The sequence below is a fragment of the Paenibacillus sp. EB106-05-06-XG162 genome (assembly GCF_058791655.1).
This window is the reverse complement of sequence record NZ_JBYTDT010000018.1, coordinates 90,048-113,438: the sequence shown is the minus strand read 5'-3', so window position 1 is coordinate 113,438 and position 23,391 is coordinate 90,048. Positions and strand designations below refer to the sequence as shown.

Genomic DNA, 23,391 nt, shown 5'->3' with positions numbered 1-23,391 from the left:
ACACGACCGTTAAGCCCTCTAGCGCCGATGGTACTTGGACCGCAGGGTCCTGGGAGAGTAGGACGATGCCAAGCAGCAAGACCGCTGTTGAGACTCAGTTCTCGATAGTGGTCTTTTTTGTGTCCACATGTGAATAACTCGTATGGAAATGCAATGAGTTATCCATGTGGATAATAGGTTCAAATTTCTTCAATCCACAGCTAAATAGCAGACTATCCACGGTTTGCTCCACATTTCGTGGTTTTTCCACATTCAAGCATGAGTTATTATGCACAATTCCCTTGTTTATCCACGGGTTCATCCACATCACACACAGCTTATACACGGCATGTGAATGGCGTTGTTTTCGCGCGAATATTTATCCACAGTTCATAAATGTTAGATTAAATGTGTCAAAACGAAAATATGAAGTGCATCTTCATGCGATTTGCGATATCCTAGTGTTATTGTGTTTAAAAGCAAAGGTACAAAGAACTCTATTCAATAACATCCAGAATATGTAAATTACAAGTTTGATGAGGTGCATGATATGTTGATGATCGGGATTGACGTAGGAACAACGAACAGTAAAGTAGGCGTAATGGACGCGAAAGGTAAAGTGCTTGCAATTGCCAGCCGTCCGACAATTTCATATATGCATGAAGAAGGATTCTCGTATTATGATCCCGAACAGATGTGGGACGATATTGCGGGTATGATTCAAGAAGTTACAAACAAAGTCGATGCAGCACAAATTGCTTCGATCGGAATCACGAGTATGGCCGAGAGCGGGCTGATTCTTAATGAGGAGACAGGCAAACCGCAATCGACATTCGTGCCATGGTTCGATACATGTTCACAAGATCAGGCACGCCATATTGCAGCCGAATCCGACGCAATGGAACAGTTCACGAAGTCTGGATTAAATTTATCTTTTAAACTGGGCCTGGCCAAAATTCTTTGGATTCAAAGTCGCAATCCACAAGCACTTGAACAAGGGAAGTGGTTGACGGTATCCGGTTATATTGCATACCGCTTATCTGGTGTGATGGCTTGCGACTATACATTAGCTGCACGTACGTATGCATTCGATTTGAATACGAAATCATGGGATCGCGCGTTCATCGCTCATTTTGGCGTAAATCCAGACTTATTCCCAGAACTGGTTCCAAGCGGAGCACCTCTGGGGAAAGTTACGGATGAAGTACGTACACTTGGATTGCCTGCTCATACGGTCGTAGCGATCGCAGGACATGATCATGTCAGTGCAGCGCTGGCTGTTGGGGCAATCTCTTCTGGAGATGTATACAACTCCATGGGAACGGCCGAGACTTTAGTAGGGATCATCTCTGAACGCAAACTAGGTGCTGAGGAATATCACTCTGGGTTGTCCTACGGGGTCCATGCGGTTCCTGGGCAGTATTTCTGGATGGGTGGTAATTCATCTTCTGGTGGCTCGGTTGAATGGATCCGGAAGGTTATCGGCGTCAATACATTAGACTATATGACGATGAAGGACGAAGTGGCTTCCTGCCTGCCAGGACCTACAGGCATCCTATATTACCCTTATCTCTCAGGATGCGGAGCACCGACACCGGACTCAGGCGCCAAAGCAGCATTTATCGGCTTATCCAAAAGTCATGGCCGTCCACAAATCCTTAAGGCATTGCTCGAAGGGACAGCCTATCAGCAGGAATACATCCGTAGAAGCGCAGAACAAGTTACAGGTCAGCACATTCATCAAGTACGTGTGATTGGCGGCGGAACGCGTCTTGAGCAATGGATGCAGATCAAAGCTGCGGTATCAGGTGTCGAATTGATCTTACCGGAAGTTGATGAAGCTGCCGTGCTCGGCGCAGCCATGATTGCTGCCATTGGAGCGAAGCAATATGCGAATGCGGAAGAAGCGGTCGCAGCGATCCAGCAAGAAGCCAGCCTAAGACGTGTTAGCTACGCCGAAGAAGAGCATCAAGCGTATCAACAATTCTATACGGATAAATTCGTTCCGATTCAAGCAGCGCTTAGGAATTGGGAATTATAAAACAACACAGCAGAATATAATTGCAGAAAGAGGATGACACGCGGTGTATCGAATTCTTATTGTTGAAGACGATGACAAGATTGCAGCCATTCTAAAAAGGAATTTAGAAAAGTATAACTACGAAGTGATTCGTGGATTGAATTTTGATCAGGTTAAGCAGGAAGTGATCGAACATGAGCCGCATCTTGTGCTCTTGGATATCAATTTACCGCATTTTGACGGATATTATTGGTGCCGCCAAATTCGTACCGTATCCAATGTTCCGATTATTTTCGTATCGGCCCGGACAAGCAATATGGACCAAGTGATGGCGATCGAAAATGGCGGGGATGATTTCATTACGAAGCCGTTCGATCTGGATGTCGTCCAAGCCAAAATCAAAGGTACTTTGCGTCGTATTTATGGTGAGTATGCCCCTTCGCTGGCGGCAGATCAAGAATCGGAGGAAGATAAGCTTCTTCTCCAATATCAAGGATTGCAGCTTGATCGAGGGCGGAACATCCTGTCTTGGCAGGATCAGCGCACGGAATTGACAAAGAATGAAAGTCTTCTTCTTCAACGACTGTTGTCCACACCAGGAATCATTGTCAGTCGGGAAGAGTTGTTAGAGCTCTTATGGGATGATGTGCAATTCGTGGATGATAATACGCTCTCTGTGAACGTAGGACGTGTACGGAAGAAGCTTGAGGAACTGGGCATTACGGATGCCGTGGATACGATACGCGGACAAGGGTATCGGTTCGTGCAAGAATGGGGGAAACCGCAGTCATGAGACGCATGGTTCGGCAGGTTCTCCGTTCTTATTTGAAGGATCGAATTGTCCTTATTTTCACGTATTACGTGGGTATCCTTCTTACGGTGATCTTAAGTTGGTTAGATATGTTAGGTCAGGGTCTCGGCTTCATGAAGCCAGAGAACCTGATCTATTTGCTTATTTTATCGACATTCATTCTCGGTCTCGGGCTTGCATATGATTTCATGCGGCAGCGCAGATTCCTTATGACGATGGTTCAAATGAGTAACAATACGAATCCTGACCTGCAAGAGATCATTGACATGGCTTCTGGGACAACCGAAGAACAGAAATGGACGCATGGGGCGCTACATCATCAATATCGGGCATATATGGATCAATTGAACGCACTGCAGCTAAGTCAGGAGCAGCAGCATCATTTTACCAACCAATGGGTGCATCATATGAAGACACCGGTGTCTGTGATTGATCTACATATTCAAGAGACGAAGAATAGTGAACAGTTGGAAGAGACGAAGTCTGCCTTGACGAGTATCCAAGAGGAAAATGAACGGATTCGCCTCGGACTCGAAATGATGCTGCATACGGCCAGATTGGACAAATTTGAATTTGATCTTCATGTACAGCGTATCGACCTCATTGCATTGGTTCGCCAAGTCATTAATGAGCACAAAAAGGCATGTATTCATGGCGGGATTTTTCCAAAAGTTGAATGTGATGAACCGTTGATCGAGATCGAGACAGATGAGAAGTGGATGCGGTTTATATTAAACCAATTAATCATCAATGCAATTAAGTATTCCAAGCTGAAACCGGGTACGAAGCAGCTTACGATTCGTGCAGCACGCGCAGAGGATGGTGCAGAGACAATCATACAAGTCATCGATACGGGGATTGGGATTGCAGCGCATGATTTGCCTCGCGTGATTGAACCGTTCTTTACAGGAGAGAATGGTAGAAAAGGGCCGGAGTCAACAGGAATGGGATTATTCTTGGTGCATGAGGTCATCCAGAAGCTTGGTGCGCAGATTGCATTCGAATCGACGGAGGGAGAAGGTACGACGGTTACGCTCCGGTTCCGATCCACAGGGATCTACCATGAAGTATTGAAGAAGCCAATCTTTCAATAATGTAAGAAATCGGATTTGAATTTGAAAGACGGATCAATAGGTGATCATGATTGTTTTCCATATAATGAGAAACATAAGGGATGAATAATGGAGGGGACAACTCATGACCGTTCTACAAGCAGAGCAGTTATGTAAAATATATGGTTCGAGCAAAAGCGTTCAATATCGAGCGTTGAATACTTTCGGGATTAAGATCCAAGAAGGGGAGTTCGTTGGGGTGATGGGCCCCTCAGGCAGCGGTAAAACAACCCTGCTCAATATCCTTGCGACGATCGATAAGCCTACGTCGGGCCGCGTATATATTAATGGCAAGGATCCCGCAACGCTCAGCAATAAACAGCTAGCAATATTCCGCCGCAGGGAGCTCGGATTTATTTTTCAAGATTTCAATCTGCTGGACACGCTATCGATGAAGCAGAATATCATTCTTCCGCTTGCGCTTGAGAAGATGCCGGCTGCTGAGATGGATAAGCGACTACAGGCGATTGCTGAGCTGCTGGGTATCACACATATTCTTGATAAAAGAACGTATGAGGTGTCCGGAGGTCAGAAGCAGCGTGCGGCGATTGCTCGTGCGATGATTCATACGCCATCGATTATTCTTGCCGATGAGTTAACGGGCAATCTCGATTCGAAAGCCGCGAAAGATGTGATGGAGTCTCTGAAAGATCTGAATCAAAAGATACGTGCGACGATTTTGATGGTCACGCATGATCCTTTTGCCGCAAGTTATTGTGATCGGATTGTATTTATTAAGGATGGGTGCTTCTTCTCGGAAATTCGTCGTGGTGCGAACCGCCCAGCGTTCTTTCAGCAGATATTGGATGCGTTAAGCGTGTTGGGAGGCAATTTCGATGACCTTTCGCGAACTCGCCATTCATAATATTAAAGGCAATTGGCATCGTTACGGGGCTTATTTCTGGAGCAGTGTCTTCTCCGTCATGGTCTTCTTCATCTATGCGTCGTTCCTCAATCATCCCGACATTATCCACGGCGTGATGCGTGCCGCGAAATCCGTGAAGAACAGTCTTATCATCTGCCAAGTCATCGTTATGGTCTTTTCTTTTTTTTTCGTCCTCTACGCGATTACGTCATTTATCCGGACCAGGAAGAAGGAATTCGGTCTATTCAGCTTATGCGGGATGACGTCAGGGCAGTTAAAATGGATGATCCTCCTGGAGAATATGTTGATCTCAGCGCTTGCGATCTTGGTCGGCATCGTGTTCGGGCTGATGTTCAGCAAGCTATTCTATATGGGGATCGGGGTGCTGCTTGGCAGTGAGCTACCGCTTCGATTTGCGGTGTCGATGAAGGCGGTGCTGCAGACGGCTCTCGGATTCACCCTTTTGTTCTTGACGATAACCGTCTATTCCATATTGAAAGTCGGTCGCGCAGAGATTATTGAACTGATTCAGGCGTCGCGACAGCCGAAGAAGCCGCCGATTGCGTCGAAATGGCTGCTCCTCGTCACGGTGCTCAGCCTTGGCGGATGCTACTACATGGCTTATATCATGTCTGCGCAGACAGCTCTCGTCTTCTTCATGCCCATTATGACGCTGGTGATGATCGGGACGTACTTCTTGTATACCCAAGGCAGCATTGCGATTCTGAACCGACTGCAGCAAAGCCGCCGAATCAGTTATCATGGGACGAACCTTGTCACGCTCGGTCAACTGCTCTTCAAGGTAAAAGATAACGCACGCGTCCTATTCATGGTCTCGATTCTGAGTGCAGTCGTGTTGACGGCGTCCAGTACGGCCTATATTATGGACCGGCAGACGTATGCGCAGTTTAAAAATAATTTTCCGCAGACCTATAGCTATGTGGAGCAGGGATTAAATACACACGAGGTTGTCAATCCGGATGAGTTCATTCGTGTTCTACAGGAGAATGGGCACTCACTGGATTACGCGCTGCATACGGCAGGGTTTAGGGTACGTTCAGAGCTGATTGATGACCACGGAAATATGAGAGTGCAGGACAACTTTGTGATTTCGGAACGCGATTATAATGAGGCCGTATCCTATAAAGGAAAACGGTCGATTCAGGTGGAGAAGGATCATGCCGTGCTCGTACTGCCTTTTGATGATATGGGTGCTTATCAAGCCGTGTATCCAGGGGAGGTCGTGAAAAGCATACGAAGTGACGGCAAGCCGCTCATACTCACGGTGGATGAGCAGCGCAGTGGGTCGCCTTTTTCCAGAGACTCGGGTTTCTCGCAGCTTATTGTAATGAATTCGGAACAGCATAATGCAGTAATGCAGGGCATTGCAGACCGGGACAAGTTCGTGAACTATGCGCTCGAAGTAAAGGATTGGGAGACGATTACGGATCAGACGAATCGTAAATTGATGGCTCTGGTAAAGGATAAAGCTATGTTCGATAGTCGCATGACCTACTATTTGGATGTGAAGCAAACCTCGGGGATTACCTTATTCGTCGGCATCTTCGTAAGTCTATTATTCGTGATCGCGACAGGGAGCATTCTCTATTTTCGATTGTTCACCGAGATTGAAGAAGACCGGGAACATTACCGAGCCCTCGCTCGCATGGGTATGACCGTGATGGAGATGAAGCGGGTGGTGAATGCACAGGTGGCGATTCTGTTCTTCCTGCCATGCATTGTCGGATTAATACATTCTGCCTTCGCCATGAAGGCGCTTGGCAATCTGTTATTCATAAGCACATGGGGGTATGCTTCCATTGTGGCTGTTATTTTCATAAGCGTTCAATTTGTATATTTTGTGGCAGCTAAGCGAAACTACCTTCGTCGCGTGATGGGAGAGCTCTAGTGTGATATAATAGAGGCAGCAGGTACGAGATTTGGGGGATAGGATGAATTCATTACAGATTGTCTTGTGTGTGGTTTACCTCTTGATGAATATCATAAGCTACCAAGTGATGGCGGCGGATAAAGTCCGGGCCAAGAAGCACAGGCAGAGAGTGCCTGAACGTACTTTATTTACGCTTGCGGCGCTTGGTGGTGGATTAGGTTCCATACTTGCGATGCAGCGTAAACGGCATAAAACGAAACATTGGAGTTTTCGTCTAGGTATGCCACTATTATTTCTTGTGAATGTGATTGTATATGGTTATCTATTTCAGGCGGTATGATAAACTCCCGAATCCTTTCTGCTTAATTCACACTGGAAGAGAGTGATAGGTATGTTATTCAACAACGTGTTAGTGCCTTATGATGGAACAGAACAATCGAGGAAAGCACTTGAATCTGCGATCGACATGCTTAAGCTTAATCCAGCGGCGAAGCTCTTCGTGCTGCATGTCTATGATTTCAAGAAAATGTACATGGCGGATTCGGTACTAACGGTACCCGTCAGCGTGAACATGGAGCAGTATGAGATTGCGGAACAAATTGTTGAAGAAGCGAAGCAGCGGGTTGCATCCCTTGCGAATGAGACCCATGTAGAGCTCCAGCAAGGTACACCTGCGCAGATGATTCTTGAGTTTGGGAAGAAGCACGCCATCGACTTCATCGTCATTGGCAGCAGAGGCTTGCGCCCGATCGGTGAATGGGTGCTCGGCAGCGTCAGCCACCATGTGGTGCAGCATACGCAAGTACCGGTCCTGGTCATAAAATAATAAACGTAAATCACACAAGCTGGCGTCTGTTTATCAGGCGCCAGCTTGTTATGTATAACCCCAGGCTAATGCTATAATGGTGGGGATAAGCTTGTGGTTTATAAGGTGAAATAAAGGTTCAAAAATCGACTTATTAGCACCTGAAAGTTTCCGAAGGAAACTACATCGTAAGCATAAGCTAAGGTTGGATGAAGCAGAAGCCAGACTTCCGAAGAGAGTTTTTCTTCGAAAAACTTTGAGGAGGAGCGGAGTTTAGGAGAAAACTAAATGAGCACCTGAAATGTTTCCAGAGGAAACATACTTCGTAAGCATAGGCTGTTCGAAGTTGAATGCAAGATTCGATGTCGAATTCACTTCTCGATACCCTGCGTGATAATAAGGTGATTTTTGAACTACCGTAAAGGAGTAGGGAATGAAGACATTAGTGTTGGCTGAGAAGCCCTCCGTAGCGAGGGAAATAGCAAGGGTGATGGGAAGTCACCAGAAGCATAAGAGTTACTTTGAGGGGCCCAAGTATATTGTGACCTGGGCTCTCGGGCATTTGGTCGGCCTGGCGGAGCCGGAAGATTATGACGTGAAGTATCGGACATGGGAGCTTGAGCATCTACCGATCATGCCGGAGAAGATGAAGCTGAAGGTGCTGCGCGAGACATCGCATCAATTCAAGGCGGTCCAGCAGCTTGCAGGTCGTCAGGATGTGGCGGAACTCATCATCGCGACGGATGCGGCGCGTGAAGGAGAACTGCTTGCGCGATGGATCATGGCGATGGTGAAATGGAAGAAGCCGTTCCATCGGCTCTGGATCTCTTCACAGACAGACAAGGCCATCCGTGAAGGGTTTGCGAACTTGAAGCCTGGTTCACAGTATAACCGTCTGTATGAGTCGGCACGCTGCCGTGCTGAGGCGGATTGGCTCATCGGGCTCAATGTGACGCGCGCGCTCACCTGTAAATTCAATGCGCAATTGTCGGCGGGCCGTGTGCAGACGCCATCGCTCGGGATGATTATGGATCGGGAGAATGAGATTCGTAACTTCCGTTCTGCGGAATATCATACGCTCCAAGGGGAGTTCGATGGTTTCCAGGCACAGTGGCGGCCACGCGGAGGTCAGGGTGACGGCCGAATTTTCGAACCGAATCAAGCTGAGGCTTTGCGCGGCAAAGTGGACGGAAAGAAGGGCAAGGTCACCTCGGTGAAAAAATCCGAGAAATCGGAGCCGCATCCGCTTGCGTATGACCTGACCGAATTACAACGGGATGCGAATAAGCGGTATGGCTTCTCTGCCAAGCAGACTTCGAACGTACTGCAGAGACTGTATGAGCAGCATAAGCTCGTGACGTACCCGCGTACGGATTCTCGTTATCTATCCAGTGATATGACGGACACGCTTCCAGAGCGTATTCGCTCGGTTGCTGTTGGGCCTTATGCAGCGATCGCCAAGCCGCTCTTGCGCGGCAAGCTGCCGATCACGCGTCGTGTGGTAGATGATTCGAAAGTATCCGATCACCATGCGATCATTCCGACCGACCAGACGGTCATTCTGAACGCGTTATCGAATGAGGAGCGGAAGCTCTATGATTTGATCGTAAGACGATTCTTGGCATTATTCTACCAGGCGGCGAAGTATGAATTAACGGCCTTAACGATTGATGTCGAAGGTGAGACGTTCACGACGCGTGGCAAAACAGTGATTCAGAGCGGTTGGCGCGAAGTGTATGGGCAAGAAGATAGCTGGGACGATGATGAGGATGAAGCGGGTGCCGGGCGTGAGGATGATCGTACGGGTACACAGCTGCTGCCAAGTTTGCGTGAAGGAGAAACGGTTCAGTTGAAGCGGGCGAACCTCCGTAAAGATCGGACACAGCCTCCGAAGCGGTATACCGAAGCCTCGCTGCTCGGTCAAATGGAGAAGTACGGTCTCGGGACGCCTGCGACACGCGCGGATATTATTGAGAAGCTCGTCTCAAGCGATACGATTGAGCGTCAAGGTTCTTCGCTCCATCCGACGGGTAAAGGCGTTCAGCTCATCGATCTTGTTGCTAGTGAACTTCGAACACCTGAGCTTACGGCGAAATGGGAGCAGGAGCTTGAGAAAATCGCACGTGGTCAAGGCGGTACTGAGCCATTCATGAAAGGGATTCGCCAAATGGCGGAGAGTCTGGTGAGTGGTGTAAAGACAAGTGATGCGGCGTATAAACCACATAACTTGCTGAACAGTCGATGTCCAGAATGCGGCGAGAAGATGATGGAGAAGAAGGGGAAGCGCGGTAAAATGCTCGTCTGCTCCAGCGGGGACTGCAGTTACCGGAGATCCGGCGAGAAGCAGCTTTCCAATCGACGTTGTCCACAATGCCACAAGAAGATGGAATTGAAAGATGGGAAGGCTGGCAAGTACGTACAGTGTATCGGTTGTAATGTGATCGAAGTGCTGGATGGCGAACGCGGCGGTCGCGTGAATAAGCGGGAGCAGCAGCAGCTCGTGAAGCAGTTCGAGAAAAAAGAATCGATGGGCTCGAGTCTGGGCGATGCATTGCGCGCGGCGCTTGAACGAAATGAGTGAATTGTCTGAAAATACGAACTTTAATTTAATGTAAACATTTAAATGTTCGTCTTTAAGTTGACATCTCATGTAATGGACTGATAATATAGGGATATAAAGTGGCGAGCCACGAATAAAATGATCTCGTATAATTATGGGGATATGGCCCGAAGTTTCTACCCAAAGACCTTAAATTTTTGGACTACGAGTGAAAGTTGTGCATCTGGCGAAGACAGTATTGAACTATGGGTTTTTGCTGTCGAAATGAACTGTCGATTGATGCGGGATTGGCGCTCTGTGAGCGGGATGCTGCTACGAACGAATCGACGGTGACGCGAGTGTACTAGACTCTTTCATTTAATTATTCCTAAAAAAACGGTCCGAAGATAGAACAATGTGTACGGTTGTTTACGTATACGCCTATCCGAGGACCTTATTCATTTTCATACATTACCGAATCGATAGAAAGTGGGTTATGACATGTCAGTACAAGTAGGCGTCATTATGGGCAGTCAGTCCGATTGGGAGACAATGAAGCATGCATGCGACATGCTGGATGAGCTGGGGATTGCGTATGAGAAGAAAGTCGTATCGGCTCACCGTACGCCGGACCTGATGTTCCAATATGCGGAGAGTGCCGTAGAGCGCGGCTTGAAAGTGATTATTGCTGGCGCAGGAGGCGCAGCGCATCTCCCAGGTATGGTGGCAGCGAAGACGATTCTTCCCGTGATCGGCGTACCTGTAAAGTCGTCTACCTTGAATGGTCTCGATTCCCTTTTATCGATTGTACAAATGCCGGGGGGTATTCCTGTTGCAACGGTAGCGATTGGCAATGCCGGCGCGACGAATGCAGGGCTGCTTGCAGCGCAAATCATCGGCGCATTCGATCCAGCGGTGCAAGAACGGGTGCAAACGCGTCGTGATGCAATTCGTGATCATGTGCTCGAAGGCAGTGATTCCCTATGATGGAATCGAGAGTGAGTACATCGCCTGAGAAAATCATTGCCCCGGGTTCAACGATTGGTGTACTTGGCGGCGGGCAGTTGGGACGAATGATGGCGTTAGCGGGAAGCAACCTAGGCTATCGATTCGTGACACTGGATCCGATGCCGGATGGACCTTGCGGGCAGATCGCGGAGCAGATCATCGCGAACTACGATGATAAGGATGCAGCGAGACAGCTCGCGGCGAAAGCGGATGTCATCACGTATGAATTCGAGAACGTGGATGCTGAAGTTGCAGCGATGCTGATGTCAGAATCCTACGTCCCGCAGGGCAGTAAGTTGCTTTACACCACACAGCATCGTCTACGGGAGAAGCGGGCAATTGAGGCGGCTGGCGTGCGAGTTGCTCCCTACGCAGAGATTACTAGCGAGGAGGACCTTCGCGCAGCAGTGGAGCGGTTCGGATTGCCTTGTGTATTGAAGACGGCAACAGGCGGCTATGATGGCAAAGGGCAATGGGTCATTCGTTCGATGGATGAAATCCCCGAGGCTTATGCAACCCTCGCGGCTGCGAAGACAGAGCTTGTGCTTGAACAATTCATTCGGTTTACGAAGGAGTTGTCCGTCATTGCAGCACGAAGCCCTCGCGGTGAAGTGAAGGCTTTTCCGGTGGCAGAGAATATTCACGTGAACAATATTTTGCATCTATCGATTGTCCCCGCTCGGGTGTCGTTCGATGTAAAAGATCAAGCGGAAGCGTTGGCGATACGAATTGCGGAATCGATGAATGTCGTCGGGTTGATTGCGGTGGAGTTATTCTTAACGGAAGATGGCGAATTATTCGTAAATGAATTAGCACCAAGACCACATAATTCAGGGCATTATACGATGGAGGCCTGTAGAACATCGCAATTCGAACAGCATGTGCGGGCCATTTGTAATTTACCTCTTGGAGACACGATGTTATTGACACCCGTCGTTATGGTCAATGTGCTAGGAGAGCACGTTGAACCGCTGCTTACGCATATGGCGCAGGAAGATGAGGCGGCTGTGGCATTTAATGTAGCTCCGAAAGTTCATCTATATGGGAAAAAAGAAGCGAAAGAAAAACGGAAAATGGGCCATGTGAACGTCTTAGCAGATCACTTGGATGACGCCCTCGCATGGATCGACAAAACACAAATTTGGAGGAATCAATAGATGTTAGAACGTTACAGCAGACCGGAAATGAGAGCCATTTGGACGGAAGAGAATAAATTCAATTCTTGGTTAGAGGTTGAAATCTGTGCTTGTGAAGCATGGGCGGAGCTTGGTGTCATTCCGAAGGAAGATGTTGTGGCACTTCGCAAAGGTGCAAGCTTCAATATCGATCGGATCTATGAAATCGAGCAAGAAACACGCCATGACGTCATCGCGTTCACGCGTGCCGTATCCGAATCCCTAGGGGAAGAGCGCAAATGGGTGCACTACGGACTAACTTCGACAGACGTTGTCGATACAGCGCTTGGTTATGTTTTGCGTCAAGCGAATGAAATTATTGAGAAAGACATTGTCCAATTTATCGACATTTTGAAAAATAAAGCTCTTGCATACAAACATACGCCGATGATGGGCCGTACGCATGGTGTGCATGCCGAGCCGACAACATTTGGTCTTAAGATGGCACTCTGGTATGAAGAAATGAAGCGTAACTTGGAGCGTTTCCGTCATGCGGCGAACGGTGTGCAATACGGTAAAATTTCCGGTGCTGTCGGAACATACGCGAATATTGACCCATTCGTAGAGAAGTATGTATGTGAGAAATTAGGAACAACTGCTGCTCCAATCTCGACGCAAACGTTGCAGCGTGACCGTCATGCAGAATATATGGCGACACTTGCGTTGATCGCGACAAGCTTGGATAAATTCGCAACGGAAATTCGCGCATTGCAGAAGAGTGAAGTGCGTGAGGTAGAAGAAGCATTCGCTAAAGGCCAAAAAGGATCTTCCGCGATGCCGCATAAACGCAACCCAATCGGCTGCGAAAATATTTCAGGCCTTGCGCGTGTCATCCGCGGCTTCATGGTATCGGCTTACGAGAATGTGCCGCTCTGGCATGAGCGCGATATCTCGCACTCCTCGGTTGAACGTGTGATTTTGCCGGATGCGACAATGCTCTTGAACTATATGTTGAACCGCTTCGGTAACATCGTGAAGAACTTGACGGTGATGCCAGAGAACATGAAGCGCAACATGGAAAGAACATATGGCGTGCCGTTCTCGGGACGCGTAATGACGAAGCTGATCGACAAAGGCATGAGTCGTGAGCAAGCGTACGATACGGTTCAACCACGTGCGATGCAAGCATGGGAAGAGCAACGCAGCTTCCGTGAGATTATCGAAGCAACACCTGAAATTGCAACCGTGTTAAACGCCGAAGAAATCGCGGATGCTTTCAATCCGGCTTGGCATTTGAAGCATGTCGATACGATTTTTGCGAACTTAGGCTTGGAATAGAAGAGGGAGAAGGGGAGGAACAACGTGTCTGTCAGAGCGATTTCGACTGCTGTTGATCTAGTTAAAGCGCCGCTGCTCTATAAAGGGAAAGTGCGCGAGTTGTACGATCTTGGGGAACATTATTTAATCGTCGTGACCGACCGCATTTCCGCTTTTGACTATGTGCTGGAGCCAGCGGTTCCTGAGAAGGGAAATGTACTCAATCGTCTGGCGGCATTCTGGTTCGAACAGACGGCGGCAATTGAGCCGAATCATGTCGTTCATACGGATGTCGAGAAACTAGGGGATCTAGTCACAGACCCGTCCTTACTGAAAGATCGCATCATGGTTACCAAAAAAGCAGAACGTATCGATATCGAATGCGTTGTGCGCGGCTACATTACAGGCGGCGGATGGCGGCAGTATCAGCAATCGGAATCGATTAACGGGATTAAGTTACCGCAAGGGATGAAGAAGAACGAGCGCTTCGCAGCGCCCATCTTCACGCCGGCAGCGAAAAATGATGTAGGTCATGATGAAGACATCTCCTTCGATCGTATGAAGGAGCTAGTCGGCGAAGAGTTAGCCCATGAGCTGCAAGTGAAGAGCCTCCAGCTCTACACCTTCGCACATGCATATTGCGAGCAGCGCGGCATTATCCTCGCGGATTGCAAGTTCGAGTTCGGCTTGATCGACGGCAAGGTGATTCTGATTGATGAGTTGTTTACCCCGGATTCCGCACGGTTCTGGGCGAAAGAGAATTATGCATTGAACATCGAGATTGACAGTATGGATAAAGAGCCTGTGCGCACGTATCTGGCGAACAGCGACTGGGATAAGAATAGCGTGCCGGATCCGTTGCCGGCTGAAGTGGTGGCGGAGACGACACGTCGATATCAGGATATTTATCGTCGATTGACGGAGTAGGAATGATGAGGGGATGAATTTGGAATGAGTAAGTCGGGGAGGGGTATCTCACTCCAGCCGCTTCTTGTCCGCCCTTTGCTTTGATTAGATAGGTGGTGGCAAAGGGCTCCCAAAGAGCGGACGTAGACTCTTCCGTGAGACACCCCTCCTCCTGTTTCATCCCATCTTCATCCCAGCCTACACCGTCCCCCTCACGAGGGGGAGGGGCAAGGGGGGCACCGTTTAGCCGGAGGCGTTAACGGTGTCGCGGCGGTGCGCGCGAGCGAGTGCGCCGAGAATCGGTCGCACGGCAAAGCGATAAGCGTATGGCAGTTGCCGTTCAGGCGAAGCCGAGAACGGCTTCTGCGTCTAGCGGAAATCGCAAGCAGCAAGGGCGCCGAGCATCGGCCGCACGATGAAGCTGCAAGCGAATAGCAGTTATATGACCTGCTGATCTGCGAGAAGCAGGCAATGATTTCGGAATAGTAGAGCGTGTGCGCCGGGGTTGTCGGATAGGCAGCCCCAAGCACAGTAGCGCTCCTAGCACATGGTATCGGCCGAGGCACGCCCTTTTGCATCTCCACCGATAGATTTGAAGTTACTAGATCCGCACGTATGGCAAGCGTATGTGGAACGATGTTTCGATAGTGCTAGAGGCAATATCGAAACATCGTTCCACATAAGAGCGATCATTGCACACAAGTTAGATAGATTCCGCCACAGTCAGTCATTCGACCGATTTCGGGGTCCAGGGGCGTAGCCTCTGGGGTCCCCTTTCCAGATGGAAGGGGGATTTAGGGGGATGGCAAAAAGGTTTTAAAATAAGGCCCCCTGCCCAAGGGAATAAACAATCTCCATTTTTATCAATAATTTTTCACTCTAGGAGGAAATAATCGATGTTCAAAGCAACCGTGTATGTCACTGTGAAGGAAAACGTATTGGATCCGCAAGGCGTTGCCGTTCAAGGCGCACTTCATTCCATGGGATTTAGTGAAGTAAGCAAGGTTCGAATCGGAAAGTATATGGCGTTCGAAATCGATACGACAGATCGCGCGGAAGCGGAAGAACGCGTGCGTCAAATGTGCGAAAAACTGTTGGCGAATACGGTAGTGGAAGACTATCGCTTTGAATTGGAGGGTTAAGGGAATGAATTTTGCAGTTCTCGTATTTCCAGGTTCCAACTGCGATATCGATTGCTATAAAGCAGTGGAACAGACAGTTGGGCAGCCGGTTGATTACGTATGGCATACAGCGACGGACTTATCCAAGTATGATTGCATATTGATTCCTGGTGGATTCTCCTACGGTGACTACCTACGCAGCGGCGCGATTGCACGCTTCGCACCGGTTATGGCTGAAGTAGCGAAGGCTGCAGCAGCAGGCAAATATGTGATGGGGATCTGCAATGGGTTCCAAGTATTGACGGAAGCGGGATTGCTGCCGGGTGCACTTCGTCGGAACATGTCTTTGAAATTCCGCTGCCACTCGACAATTCTACGTGTAGAGAACAATAAGACAGCTTTCACGAACCAGTATGAAGTTGGCGAAATGATCGATATTCCGATCGCGCATGGTGAAGGCAACTACTATTGTGACGAAGCAACGCTTGAACAATTGAAGAAGAACGACCAGATTATTTTCCGCTATTCGGATAACCCGAACGGCTCCATGGAAGATATCGCAGGGATTTGTAACGAACAGGGTAATGTCCTGGGTCTTATGCCGCATCCAGAGCGCGCAGTGAATCAGCTGTTAGGCTCGGAAGACGGTAAGAAAATGTTTACATCGATTTTGAATGCATGGAGGGAACAACATGACGCAGCAAGTATCGGCTAAGGAGCCAACAGCACAGCAAATCGCTGATCAGCAAATTTATAAGCAATTTGGCGTATCCGAATCCGAGTACGCATTAATCTGTGGATTTCTAGGCCGTCAGCCGAACTATACCGAGATTGGTGTATTCAGTGTCATGTGGTCAGAGCACTGCGCATACAAGAACTCGAAACCGCTGCTTCGCCGCTTTCCGGTAACCGGAGAACGTGTCCTGATGGGACCGGGCGAAGGCGCAGGGATCGTCGACATTGGCGACAATCAAGCGGTTGTATTCAAAATCGAAAGTCACAATCACCCTTCCGCGGTTGAGCCGTACCAAGGTGCAGCGACAGGGGTGGGCGGGATTATCCGCGATATTTTCTCGATGGGGGCAAGACCTGTTGCTCTATTGAATTCTCTACGTTTCGGGAAACTAGAATCTGAGCGTGCGAAATATTTGTTCGAGCATGTCGTGTCCGGGATTGCGGGATACGGGAACTGTATCGGGATTCCTACCGTTGCAGGGGAAGTCATGTTCGATGAGAGCTATGAAGGCAACCCGCTCGTCAATGCTATGTGTGTGGGCCTCATCGATCATGATAAAATTCAACGCGGCGTTGCCAAAGGAATTGGAAATCCAGTGTTCTACGTTGGGCCTCCAACAGGACGTGACGGGATTCATGGCGCGACATTCGCATCCGAGGAATTGACAGCTGAGACGGAAGCCAAACGTTCGGCGGTACAAGTCGGCGATCCATTCATGGAGAAGCTGGTTATGGAATCAACATTGGAATTAATTAATGCCGGTATCGTTGTCGGTATTCAAGATATGGGTGCAGCAGGCTTAACTTGCTCTAGCGCAGAGATGGCGAGTAAAGCAGGGAATGGCCTTGAGCTATATCTGGATGAAGTGCCGCAGCGCGAGCCGAACATGTCGGCCTATGAAATGATGCTCTCCGAATCGCAAGAGCGGATGTTGTTCGTCGTTGAACCGAAGGACGAAGCGCAAGCGATGGAAATCTTCGAACGTTGGGGCGTTATTTGTGCCAAAGTCGGAAAGGTAACCGATGATGGTCGTCTGCGTCTGATCCATAATGGCGAAGTGGTCGGCGATATGCCAGTTCAAGCACTTGTTGACGAGTGTCCGGTATACAACAAACCATCGGCCGTTCCTGCTTATTACACAGCGAACGAGAACGTTGATACGACGCGTTATGCAGAAGTGACGGACTTGAACCGTGCATTAGAGCAAGTTCTTGCTTCCCCAACGGTAGCAAGTAAAGAGTGGGTCTACAACCAATATGACCACATGGTTCGTACGAGCACAGCGGTTCGCCCGGGTTCGGACGCAGCAGTTGTTCTTGTAGACGGCACGCGCAAAGGGCTTGCAATGACAACGGACTGTAACGGTCGTTACGTCTATCTTGATCCTGAAGTAGGCGGACGCATCGCGGTTAGTGAAGCGGCTCGTAACATCGTTTGTTCCGGTGCTGAACCACTAGCAATTACGGATAACCTCAACTTCGGCAGCCCGGAGAAACCGGATATTTTCTGGCAAATGGAACGTTCTGTAGATGGCATGGCTGAAGCTTGCCGTGAGCTCAATACACCGGTTATCGGCGGAAATGTCAGCTTGTATAACGAGAACAAGAACGGCGCGATCTACCCGACACCAGTCGTCGGGATGGTAGGGCTTGTACACGATACAGATCATATTACAACGCAAGCGTTCAAGAACGAAGGCGACGTGATCTTCCTACTTGGAGATACGCAAGCAGAGCTTGGCGGTAGTGAGTTCCAATATGTCGTTCATGGCGTAACCGAGGGCAGACCGCCGCAGCTCAATCTGGCGACAGAACGCACATTATTGAACACGGTGCTTGGTGCAATCCAGCAAGGTCATGTGGCATCGGCGCATGATTTGTCCGAAGGCGGTCTAGCTGCAGCCGTAACAGAGAGCTGCATTAGCGGCAACATCGGCGCTGCGGTAAATTTCGCAACAGAATTACGCCCGGATTTCGCATTATTCAGTGAGAGCCAATCCCGTATTCTATTAACAGCATCTGCATCACAAGCCGAAGCATTGGCGACTTATGTGCGTGAGCAAGGGGTACCTGTTCAGCAAATCGGAACTGTGCAAGGCAGCGATCTAACCATCACGGTGAACGGCAAACCTGCAATCGCAGCTCCTGTATCTCAATTTGCGAAGGTTTGGAAGGATGCGATTCCATGTCTCATGAAATAAATGCATCTGAGACCACTCCGAAGTTGTGGGTAGGCGAGTACTACAATGAGGGTATGGGTCGAGACGATATTTTTGACAAGTTAAAAGAGGAATGCGGCGTGTTCGGGGTGTTCGGTCACCCCGACGCAGCTTCCTTGTCGTATTATGGCTTGCACGCTCTTCAGCATCGTGGTGAAGAGAGTGCGGGGATCTGTGTCACAGATGGCGGAGACTTTAACTATCACCGCGGGATGGGACTTGTAAAAGAGGTGTTCGATAAAGACCTTTTAGCGTCCTTGATCGGCTCCCGTTCTATCGGTCATGTGCGTTACTCGACATCAGGCGAGAGTAAGCTCGCCAACGCGCAGCCGCTTGTGTTTAAGTACCGTGACGGAGATCTTGCGATTGCGACGAACGGAAATATCGTGAATGCGAATCAAATTCGTCGTGAACTCGAGTCCTCGGGTTCGATTTTTCAGACATCGAGTGATACCGAGGTGCTCGCGCATCTCATTGCGCGGTCATCCAAAGATTTCGTCACGGCGACGAAAGAAGCGCTTCAGAAGCTGGTTGGCGGTTTTGCGTTCCTCATCATGACGAACGACAAGTTGATCGTTGCTTCTGACCCGAACGGGCTTCGTCCGGTTACGATGGGTCGTCTCGGCGATGCGTATTTGTTCGCTTCGGAGACATGTGCGTTCGAAGTCGTTGGCGCAGAGTTGGTTCGCGATATTCAACCCGGAGAAATGCTTATTCTGGATAGCACAGGCATGAAGGAAGATCGTTATACCGAGATGCAGCGTCGTTCGTTATGCGCGATGGAATACATCTATTTCTCCCGTCCGGATACGGATTTGAACGGTTCCAATCTTCACGCCGCTCGCAAGCGGATGGGCAAGAAGATGGCACAGGAATCCTTCGTGGATGCGGATATCGTCACAGGCGTACCGGATTCCAGTATCTCGGCCGCGATCGGTTATGCCGAGGAGACAGGAATTCCTTACGAATTAGGATTAATTAAGAACAAATATACAGGCCGGACCTTCATTCAACCGAGTCAAGAACTGCGGGAGCAAGGCGTGAAAATGAAGCTTAGCGCCGTACGTAAAGTCGTGGAAGGCAAGCGCGTCGTTATGATCGATGATTCGATCGTGCGCGGGACAACGTCTCGTCGCATCGTCAACTTGCTGCGGGAAGCGGGTGCGACAGAGGTCCATGTGCGGATTACATCGCCACCTTTTAAGAACCCATGTTTCTATGGAATTGATACCCCAAGCCGCAAGGAATTGATCGCTTCCTATCAATCGATTGATGAAATTCGTAAGGAGATTAATGCAGATTCGCTCGCTTTCCTCTCCAAAGACGGATTGATCGAAGCGATTGATAGCTACTCGACGAATGAGATGAATGGCGGATTGTGCCTGGCTTGTTTTGACAATGATTACCCGACAGAAGTGGAGTTTCACGGGACAGAGAAATTCGGTTGCGGATGCGACTAATTGAATAGATAGATCGAATTGTGAACGATAGATTGACCACCAGATTGTAAAAGGAGTGTACATGATGTCCTCAGAAGCCTACAAAGAAGCTGGCGTCGATATCGCAGCAGGAAATGAAGCAGTCGAGCGTATGAAGAAGCATGTCAAAAGAACGTTCCGTCCTGAAGTGATGACAGACCTCGGAGGATTCGGCGGTTTGTTCGGATTGAACAAAGACAAATACGAAGAGCCTGTTCTCGTATCGGGTACCGATGGTGTAGGGACGAAGCTCAAAATTGCATTCGCAATGGATAAGCACGATACGATCGGTGTGGATGCGGTCGCGATGTGCGTCAACGATATTATCGTTCAAGGGGCAGAGCCGTTGTTCTTCCTTGATTACTTAGCTTGTGATCGTGTCGTTCCGGAGAAGATCGAAGCGATTGTCAAAGGGATTGCGGATGGCTGTTCGGAGTCGGGTTGTGCGCTAATTGGCGGCGAGACGGCAGAGATGCCGGGCATGTATGCCGAAGGTGAATATGATATTGCAGGCTTTACGGTCGGCATTGTCGATAAAAAGAAGATCATTGATGGTTCTACGATTGCTCCAGGCGATGTTGTGCTCGGTCTTGCATCGAGCGGCGTGCACAGCAACGGATTCTCGCTTGTACGTAAGCTGTTGCTCGAGAAACACGGCTATCAATTGACAGATACGTTACCTGAACTTGGCGGCGCAACACTCGGTGCAACTTTGCTCGAACCAACGAAGCTTTATGTGAAGCCGGTTCTGAAATTGATTGAAGACGTGAAAGTCAAAGGGATGGCTCACATTACAGGTGGCGGATTTATTGAGAATATTCCGCGTATGCTGCCGGCGAACGTGAATGTGAACATCGAATACGGCACATGGCCGATTCTGCCGATCTTCCAGCTCATGCAGTCGAAGGGCGAGATCACGAATCGGGATATGTTCACCACCTTTAACATGGGGATCGGCATGGTGATTGTGGTGCCTGCGGATCAAGCAGAACAAGCGGTTGCTGCACTGGCATCGCAAGGTGAGCAAGTCTATCGTCTAGGCACCGTTACTGAAGGAGAGCGTGTGGTTACCTTCACAGGAGCGGATGTGTAATGGAACGATTGCGCATGGCGGTGTTTGCTTCCGGGAACGGGAGTAATTTTCAAGCGCTGGTCGATGCGATTCAAGAGGGACAGCTCCATGCGACGATGGAGCTGCTCGTCTGTGATAGACCAACTGCGAAAGTCGTTGAGCGCGCTGAGCAGGCCGGTGTTGACACCTTCCTGTTCCATCCGAAGCAGTATGCGAATCGCGAAGCGTATGAAATGGAGATCTTGAAGCAACTGGAGGAGAAACAGATCGATTTGGTTGTGCTGGCGGGTTATATGCGAATCATAACAGAAACGCTCGTGACGCCTTACTACGGTCGACTGATCAATATTCATCCGTCCTTGCTTCCCGCCTTTCCAGGGAAGGACGCCATCCAGCAAGCGCTAGACTACGGAACGAAGGTGACGGGGGTCACGGTTCATTTCGTCGATGGCGGCATGGATACAGGTCCAATCATTGCCCAGCGTGCTGTCGCGATTGAAGAGGGAGCACATAGTGAAGACGTTACACAGTCGGTTCAACGCATTGAACGTGAACTGTATCCGCAAGTGGTACAGTGGTTCTGCGAAGGCCGCATTCAACTAATAGATCGAATTGTTCATATCAATTATTCATAGCATGAGGGAGGAATCAGACGTGGCTATTCGTAGAGCGCTGATTAGCGTATCGGATAAGACGGGGATAGTAGATTTTGCACGTGAGCTTGCAGCAGCAGGGGTTGAGATTATTTCGACGGGCGGCACGAAGAGCTTGCTCGAGAAAGAGAACGTTCCAGTCATCGGCATTTCCGAAGTAACAGGATTTCCTGAGATTATGGATGGCCGTGTCAAAACATTGCATCCAGCGGTTCACAGCGGATTGCTCGCAGTTCGTGATAATGAAGAGCATACGGCGCAAATGAAAGAGCTTGGGCTTGATTATATCGATATCGTGGTCGTGAACTTGTATCCGTTCAAAGAAACAATTGCGAAACCGGGCGTCTCGTACGAGGATGCGATCGAGAATATCGATATCGGCGGACCGACGATGCTGCGTTCCGCGGCGAAAAACCACGCGTTCGTGACGGTGGTTGTGGATGCAGCGGATTATGCGAGCGTGATCGAGGAAGTGCGTGCTGGCGGCGATACGACCCTAGAAACGCGTAAACGTCTTGCGGCCAAAGTATTCCGTCACACGGCTTCGTACGATGCACTCATTTCGGATTATCTCTCCAAGCAAGTGGGCGAGCCATTGCCTGAGACATACACCGTGACGTATGAGAAAGTTCAAGATCTTCGCTATGGGGAGAACCCGCATCAGAGCGCAGCGTTCTATCGCAAACCACTAGCTGGACTCGGGAACATTACAACGGCAGAACAGCTTCACGGCAAAGAGCTATCTTACAACAATATTAACGACGCAAACGCAGCGCTCTCGATCGTTCGTGAATTTGACGAGCCTACGGTTGTTGCTGTTAAACATATGAATCCTTGCGGCGTAGGGATTGGTACAACGATCCATGAAGCGTATCAGAAAGCATATGCGGCTGATCCAACATCGATCTTCGGTGGCATTGTCGTGGCGAACCGTGTCATCGGTGCAGAGACAGCGACGCTGCTCGGCGAGATTTTCCTCGAGATCGTCATGGCACCAGACTTCACACCTGAAGCATTCGATATCCTAGCGAAAAAGAAAAACATTCGTCTGCTGAAGTTGGGCGAGTTCTCCGCTTCAACGGATCGCAAGACAGAATTCTCCGTGACATCGGTCGATGGCGGAATGCTTGTTCAAGAGACGGATATTCGCCAATTGGACGAATCCGATCTGAAGGTTGTAACAGACCGTCAACCGACGGCTGAAGAGCTGAAGCAATTGTTGTTCGGTTGGAAAGTCGTTAAGCATGTAAAATCCAACGCGATCGTACTTGCCAAAGACGACATGACAATCGGTGTAGGCGCAGGCCAAATGAACCGCGTAGGCGCGGCTCGTATTGCCATCGAGCAAGCGGGCGAGAAGGCGCAAGGCTCCGTGCTGGCGTCCGATGCATTCTTCCCAATGGGTGATACCGTAGAGTTGGCTGTCAAAGCTGGCGTAACCGCGATCATCCAACCAGGCGGATCGATCAAGGACGAGGAATCCATTCGCGTGGCGAATGAGCACGGCATTGCGATGATCTGCACGGGTGTGCGTCATTTCAAGCACTAATAATCTATATATTGCTACATGGCGGGTGCAGCGTAGGGGACGGAATCGTGCTGGAAAAGCGTAGCGTTCGCCTTTGTCCTCTGATTTCATCCATTCGAATCAGTAATCAGATCAAGAAATCAGAGGACAACAGCGATTGGAAGGACGATCCGTACCCGGAGCGGTTGCCTTGCGAGAGTAGTGTTTTATCATATTA

Annotated in this window: 20 protein-coding genes and 1 riboswitch; all 20 genes read left to right on the top strand. The window is 49.3% G+C overall.

Going from position 1 to position 23,391, the window contains the following annotated elements:
* The first annotated feature begins 529 nt into the window (after positions 1-529).
* The 20 genes from AC3WU2_RS26505 (at position 530) to purH (ending at position 23,195) form a co-directional block, all read left to right on the top strand.
* Entirely contained in the window at positions 530-2,020 is a 1,491-nt protein-coding gene (locus AC3WU2_RS26505; protein ID WP_492457951.1) for an FGGY-family carbohydrate kinase, read from the top strand.
* A 43-nt stretch (positions 2,021-2,063) separates the two neighbouring features.
* Entirely contained in the window at positions 2,064-2,792 is a 729-nt protein-coding gene (locus AC3WU2_RS26500) for a response regulator (RefSeq protein WP_492457950.1), read from the top strand.
* On the top strand, positions 2,789-3,904 hold the full coding sequence (locus tag AC3WU2_RS26495) for a sensor histidine kinase (protein ID WP_492457949.1): 1,116 nt from the start codon (positions 2,789-2,791) through the stop codon (positions 3,902-3,904). Before AC3WU2_RS26500 ends, AC3WU2_RS26495 begins: the two co-directional genes overlap by 4 nt.
* Positions 3,905-4,007: 103 nt before the next feature.
* On the top strand, positions 4,008-4,787 hold the full coding sequence (locus AC3WU2_RS26490) for an ABC transporter ATP-binding protein (protein WP_492457948.1): 780 nt from the start codon (positions 4,008-4,010) through the stop codon (positions 4,785-4,787).
* Positions 4,759-6,696, top strand: coding sequence for an ABC transporter permease (locus AC3WU2_RS26485; protein WP_492457947.1), 1,938 nt, complete (start codon positions 4,759-4,761; stop codon positions 6,694-6,696). Before AC3WU2_RS26490 ends, AC3WU2_RS26485 begins: the two co-directional genes overlap by 29 nt.
* A 43-nt stretch (positions 6,697-6,739) precedes the next feature.
* On the top strand, positions 6,740-7,018 hold the full coding sequence (locus tag AC3WU2_RS26480) for a DUF1294 domain-containing protein (RefSeq protein WP_492457946.1): 279 nt from the start codon (positions 6,740-6,742) through the stop codon (positions 7,016-7,018).
* A gap of 51 nt (positions 7,019-7,069) precedes the next feature.
* The gene (locus tag AC3WU2_RS26475) at positions 7,070-7,504 is read left to right on the top strand and encodes a universal stress protein (protein ID WP_018758434.1); all 435 of its coding nucleotides are present in this window, start codon (positions 7,070-7,072) and stop codon (positions 7,502-7,504) included.
* Positions 7,505-7,916: 412 nt separating this feature from the next.
* On the top strand, positions 7,917-10,064 hold the full coding sequence (locus tag AC3WU2_RS26470; protein WP_492457945.1) for a DNA topoisomerase III: 2,148 nt from the start codon (positions 7,917-7,919) through the stop codon (positions 10,062-10,064).
* 103 nt (positions 10,065-10,167) lie between these two features.
* Positions 10,168-10,268: riboswitch (purine riboswitch) on the top strand.
* Between the two features lie 255 nt (positions 10,269-10,523).
* Positions 10,524-11,009, top strand: a complete 486-nt coding sequence (gene purE / locus AC3WU2_RS26465; RefSeq protein ID WP_492457944.1) for a 5-(carboxyamino)imidazole ribonucleotide mutase — start codon at positions 10,524-10,526, stop codon at positions 11,007-11,009.
* A complete protein-coding gene (gene purK, locus AC3WU2_RS26460; RefSeq protein ID WP_492457943.1) occupies positions 11,006-12,187 on the top strand; it encodes a 5-(carboxyamino)imidazole ribonucleotide synthase in 1,182 nt (393 codons plus the stop codon). The genes purE and purK overlap by 4 nt, the downstream gene beginning before the upstream one ends.
* Complete coding sequence (gene purB / locus AC3WU2_RS26455; protein WP_492457942.1) at positions 12,188-13,483, top strand: adenylosuccinate lyase; 1,296 nt, start codon at positions 12,188-12,190, stop codon at positions 13,481-13,483.
* Between the two features lie 24 nt (positions 13,484-13,507).
* Positions 13,508-14,389 carry a phosphoribosylaminoimidazolesuccinocarboxamide synthase gene (locus tag AC3WU2_RS26450; protein ID WP_492457941.1) on the top strand — a complete coding sequence of 294 codons (882 nt, stop codon included), beginning with the start codon at positions 13,508-13,510 and terminating at the stop codon, positions 14,387-14,389.
* Between the two features lie 266 nt (positions 14,390-14,655).
* A complete protein-coding gene (locus tag AC3WU2_RS26445) occupies positions 14,656-14,787 on the top strand; it encodes a hypothetical protein (RefSeq protein WP_492457940.1) in 132 nt (43 codons plus the stop codon).
* Between the two features lie 477 nt (positions 14,788-15,264).
* Entirely contained in the window at positions 15,265-15,510 is a 246-nt protein-coding gene (gene purS, locus AC3WU2_RS26440) for a phosphoribosylformylglycinamidine synthase subunit PurS (protein WP_314588382.1), read from the top strand.
* A 4-nt stretch (positions 15,511-15,514) separates the two neighbouring features.
* Positions 15,515-16,204 carry a phosphoribosylformylglycinamidine synthase subunit PurQ gene (gene purQ / locus AC3WU2_RS26435; RefSeq protein WP_379349016.1) on the top strand — a complete coding sequence of 230 codons (690 nt, stop codon included), beginning with the start codon at positions 15,515-15,517 and terminating at the stop codon, positions 16,202-16,204.
* Entirely contained in the window at positions 16,182-18,425 is a 2,244-nt protein-coding gene (gene purL / locus AC3WU2_RS26430; RefSeq protein WP_492457939.1) for a phosphoribosylformylglycinamidine synthase subunit PurL, read from the top strand. The genes purQ and purL overlap by 23 nt, the downstream gene beginning before the upstream one ends.
* Positions 18,410-19,903 carry an amidophosphoribosyltransferase gene (gene purF, locus AC3WU2_RS26425; RefSeq protein WP_492457938.1) on the top strand — a complete coding sequence of 498 codons (1,494 nt, stop codon included), beginning with the start codon at positions 18,410-18,412 and terminating at the stop codon, positions 19,901-19,903. The genes purL and purF overlap by 16 nt, the downstream gene beginning before the upstream one ends.
* Positions 19,904-19,967: 64 nt before the next feature.
* Complete coding sequence (purM, locus tag AC3WU2_RS26420) at positions 19,968-21,014, top strand: phosphoribosylformylglycinamidine cyclo-ligase (RefSeq protein ID WP_492457956.1); 1,047 nt, start codon at positions 19,968-19,970, stop codon at positions 21,012-21,014.
* Positions 21,014-21,628, top strand: coding sequence for a phosphoribosylglycinamide formyltransferase (gene purN / locus AC3WU2_RS26415; RefSeq protein WP_492457937.1), 615 nt, complete (start codon positions 21,014-21,016; stop codon positions 21,626-21,628). Before purM ends, purN begins: the two co-directional genes overlap by 1 nt.
* 19 nt (positions 21,629-21,647) lie before the next feature.
* On the top strand, positions 21,648-23,195 hold the full coding sequence (purH, locus tag AC3WU2_RS26410; RefSeq protein WP_492457936.1) for a bifunctional phosphoribosylaminoimidazolecarboxamide formyltransferase/IMP cyclohydrolase: 1,548 nt from the start codon (positions 21,648-21,650) through the stop codon (positions 23,193-23,195).
* Positions 23,196-23,391: the final 196 nt, after the last annotated feature.

What these genes read in the sequence shown, in the direction of transcription:
- purF (WP_492457938.1), top strand. Translation starts at nt 18,410, where the DNA reads ATGTCTCATGAAATAAATGCATCTGAGACCACTCCGAAGTTGTGGGTA.
- purL (WP_492457939.1), top strand. Translation starts at nt 16,182, where the DNA reads ATGACGCAGCAAGTATCGGCTAAGGAGCCAACAGCACAGCAAATCGCT.
- AC3WU2_RS26485 (WP_492457947.1), top strand. Translation starts at nt 4,759, where the DNA reads ATGACCTTTCGCGAACTCGCCATTCATAATATTAAAGGCAATTGGCAT.
- AC3WU2_RS26475 (WP_018758434.1), top strand. Translation starts at nt 7,070, where the DNA reads ATGTTATTCAACAACGTGTTAGTGCCTTATGATGGAACAGAACAATCG.
- purS (WP_314588382.1), top strand. Translation starts at nt 15,265, where the DNA reads ATGTTCAAAGCAACCGTGTATGTCACTGTGAAGGAAAACGTATTGGAT.
- AC3WU2_RS26470 (WP_492457945.1), top strand. Translation starts at nt 7,917, where the DNA reads ATGAAGACATTAGTGTTGGCTGAGAAGCCCTCCGTAGCGAGGGAAATA.
- purQ (WP_379349016.1), top strand. Translation starts at nt 15,515, where the DNA reads ATGAATTTTGCAGTTCTCGTATTTCCAGGTTCCAACTGCGATATCGAT.
- AC3WU2_RS26495 (WP_492457949.1), top strand. Translation starts at nt 2,789, where the DNA reads ATGAGACGCATGGTTCGGCAGGTTCTCCGTTCTTATTTGAAGGATCGA.
- purN (WP_492457937.1), top strand. Translation starts at nt 21,014, where the DNA reads ATGGAACGATTGCGCATGGCGGTGTTTGCTTCCGGGAACGGGAGTAAT.
- AC3WU2_RS26490 (WP_492457948.1), top strand. Translation starts at nt 4,008, where the DNA reads ATGACCGTTCTACAAGCAGAGCAGTTATGTAAAATATATGGTTCGAGC.
- purE (WP_492457944.1), top strand. Translation starts at nt 10,524, where the DNA reads ATGTCAGTACAAGTAGGCGTCATTATGGGCAGTCAGTCCGATTGGGAG.
- AC3WU2_RS26505 (WP_492457951.1), top strand. Translation starts at nt 530, where the DNA reads ATGTTGATGATCGGGATTGACGTAGGAACAACGAACAGTAAAGTAGGC.
- AC3WU2_RS26480 (WP_492457946.1), top strand. Translation starts at nt 6,740, where the DNA reads ATGAATTCATTACAGATTGTCTTGTGTGTGGTTTACCTCTTGATGAAT.
- purM (WP_492457956.1), top strand. Translation starts at nt 19,968, where the DNA reads ATGTCCTCAGAAGCCTACAAAGAAGCTGGCGTCGATATCGCAGCAGGA.
- purK (WP_492457943.1), top strand. Translation starts at nt 11,006, where the DNA reads ATGATGGAATCGAGAGTGAGTACATCGCCTGAGAAAATCATTGCCCCG.
- purB (WP_492457942.1), top strand. Translation starts at nt 12,188, where the DNA reads ATGTTAGAACGTTACAGCAGACCGGAAATGAGAGCCATTTGGACGGAA.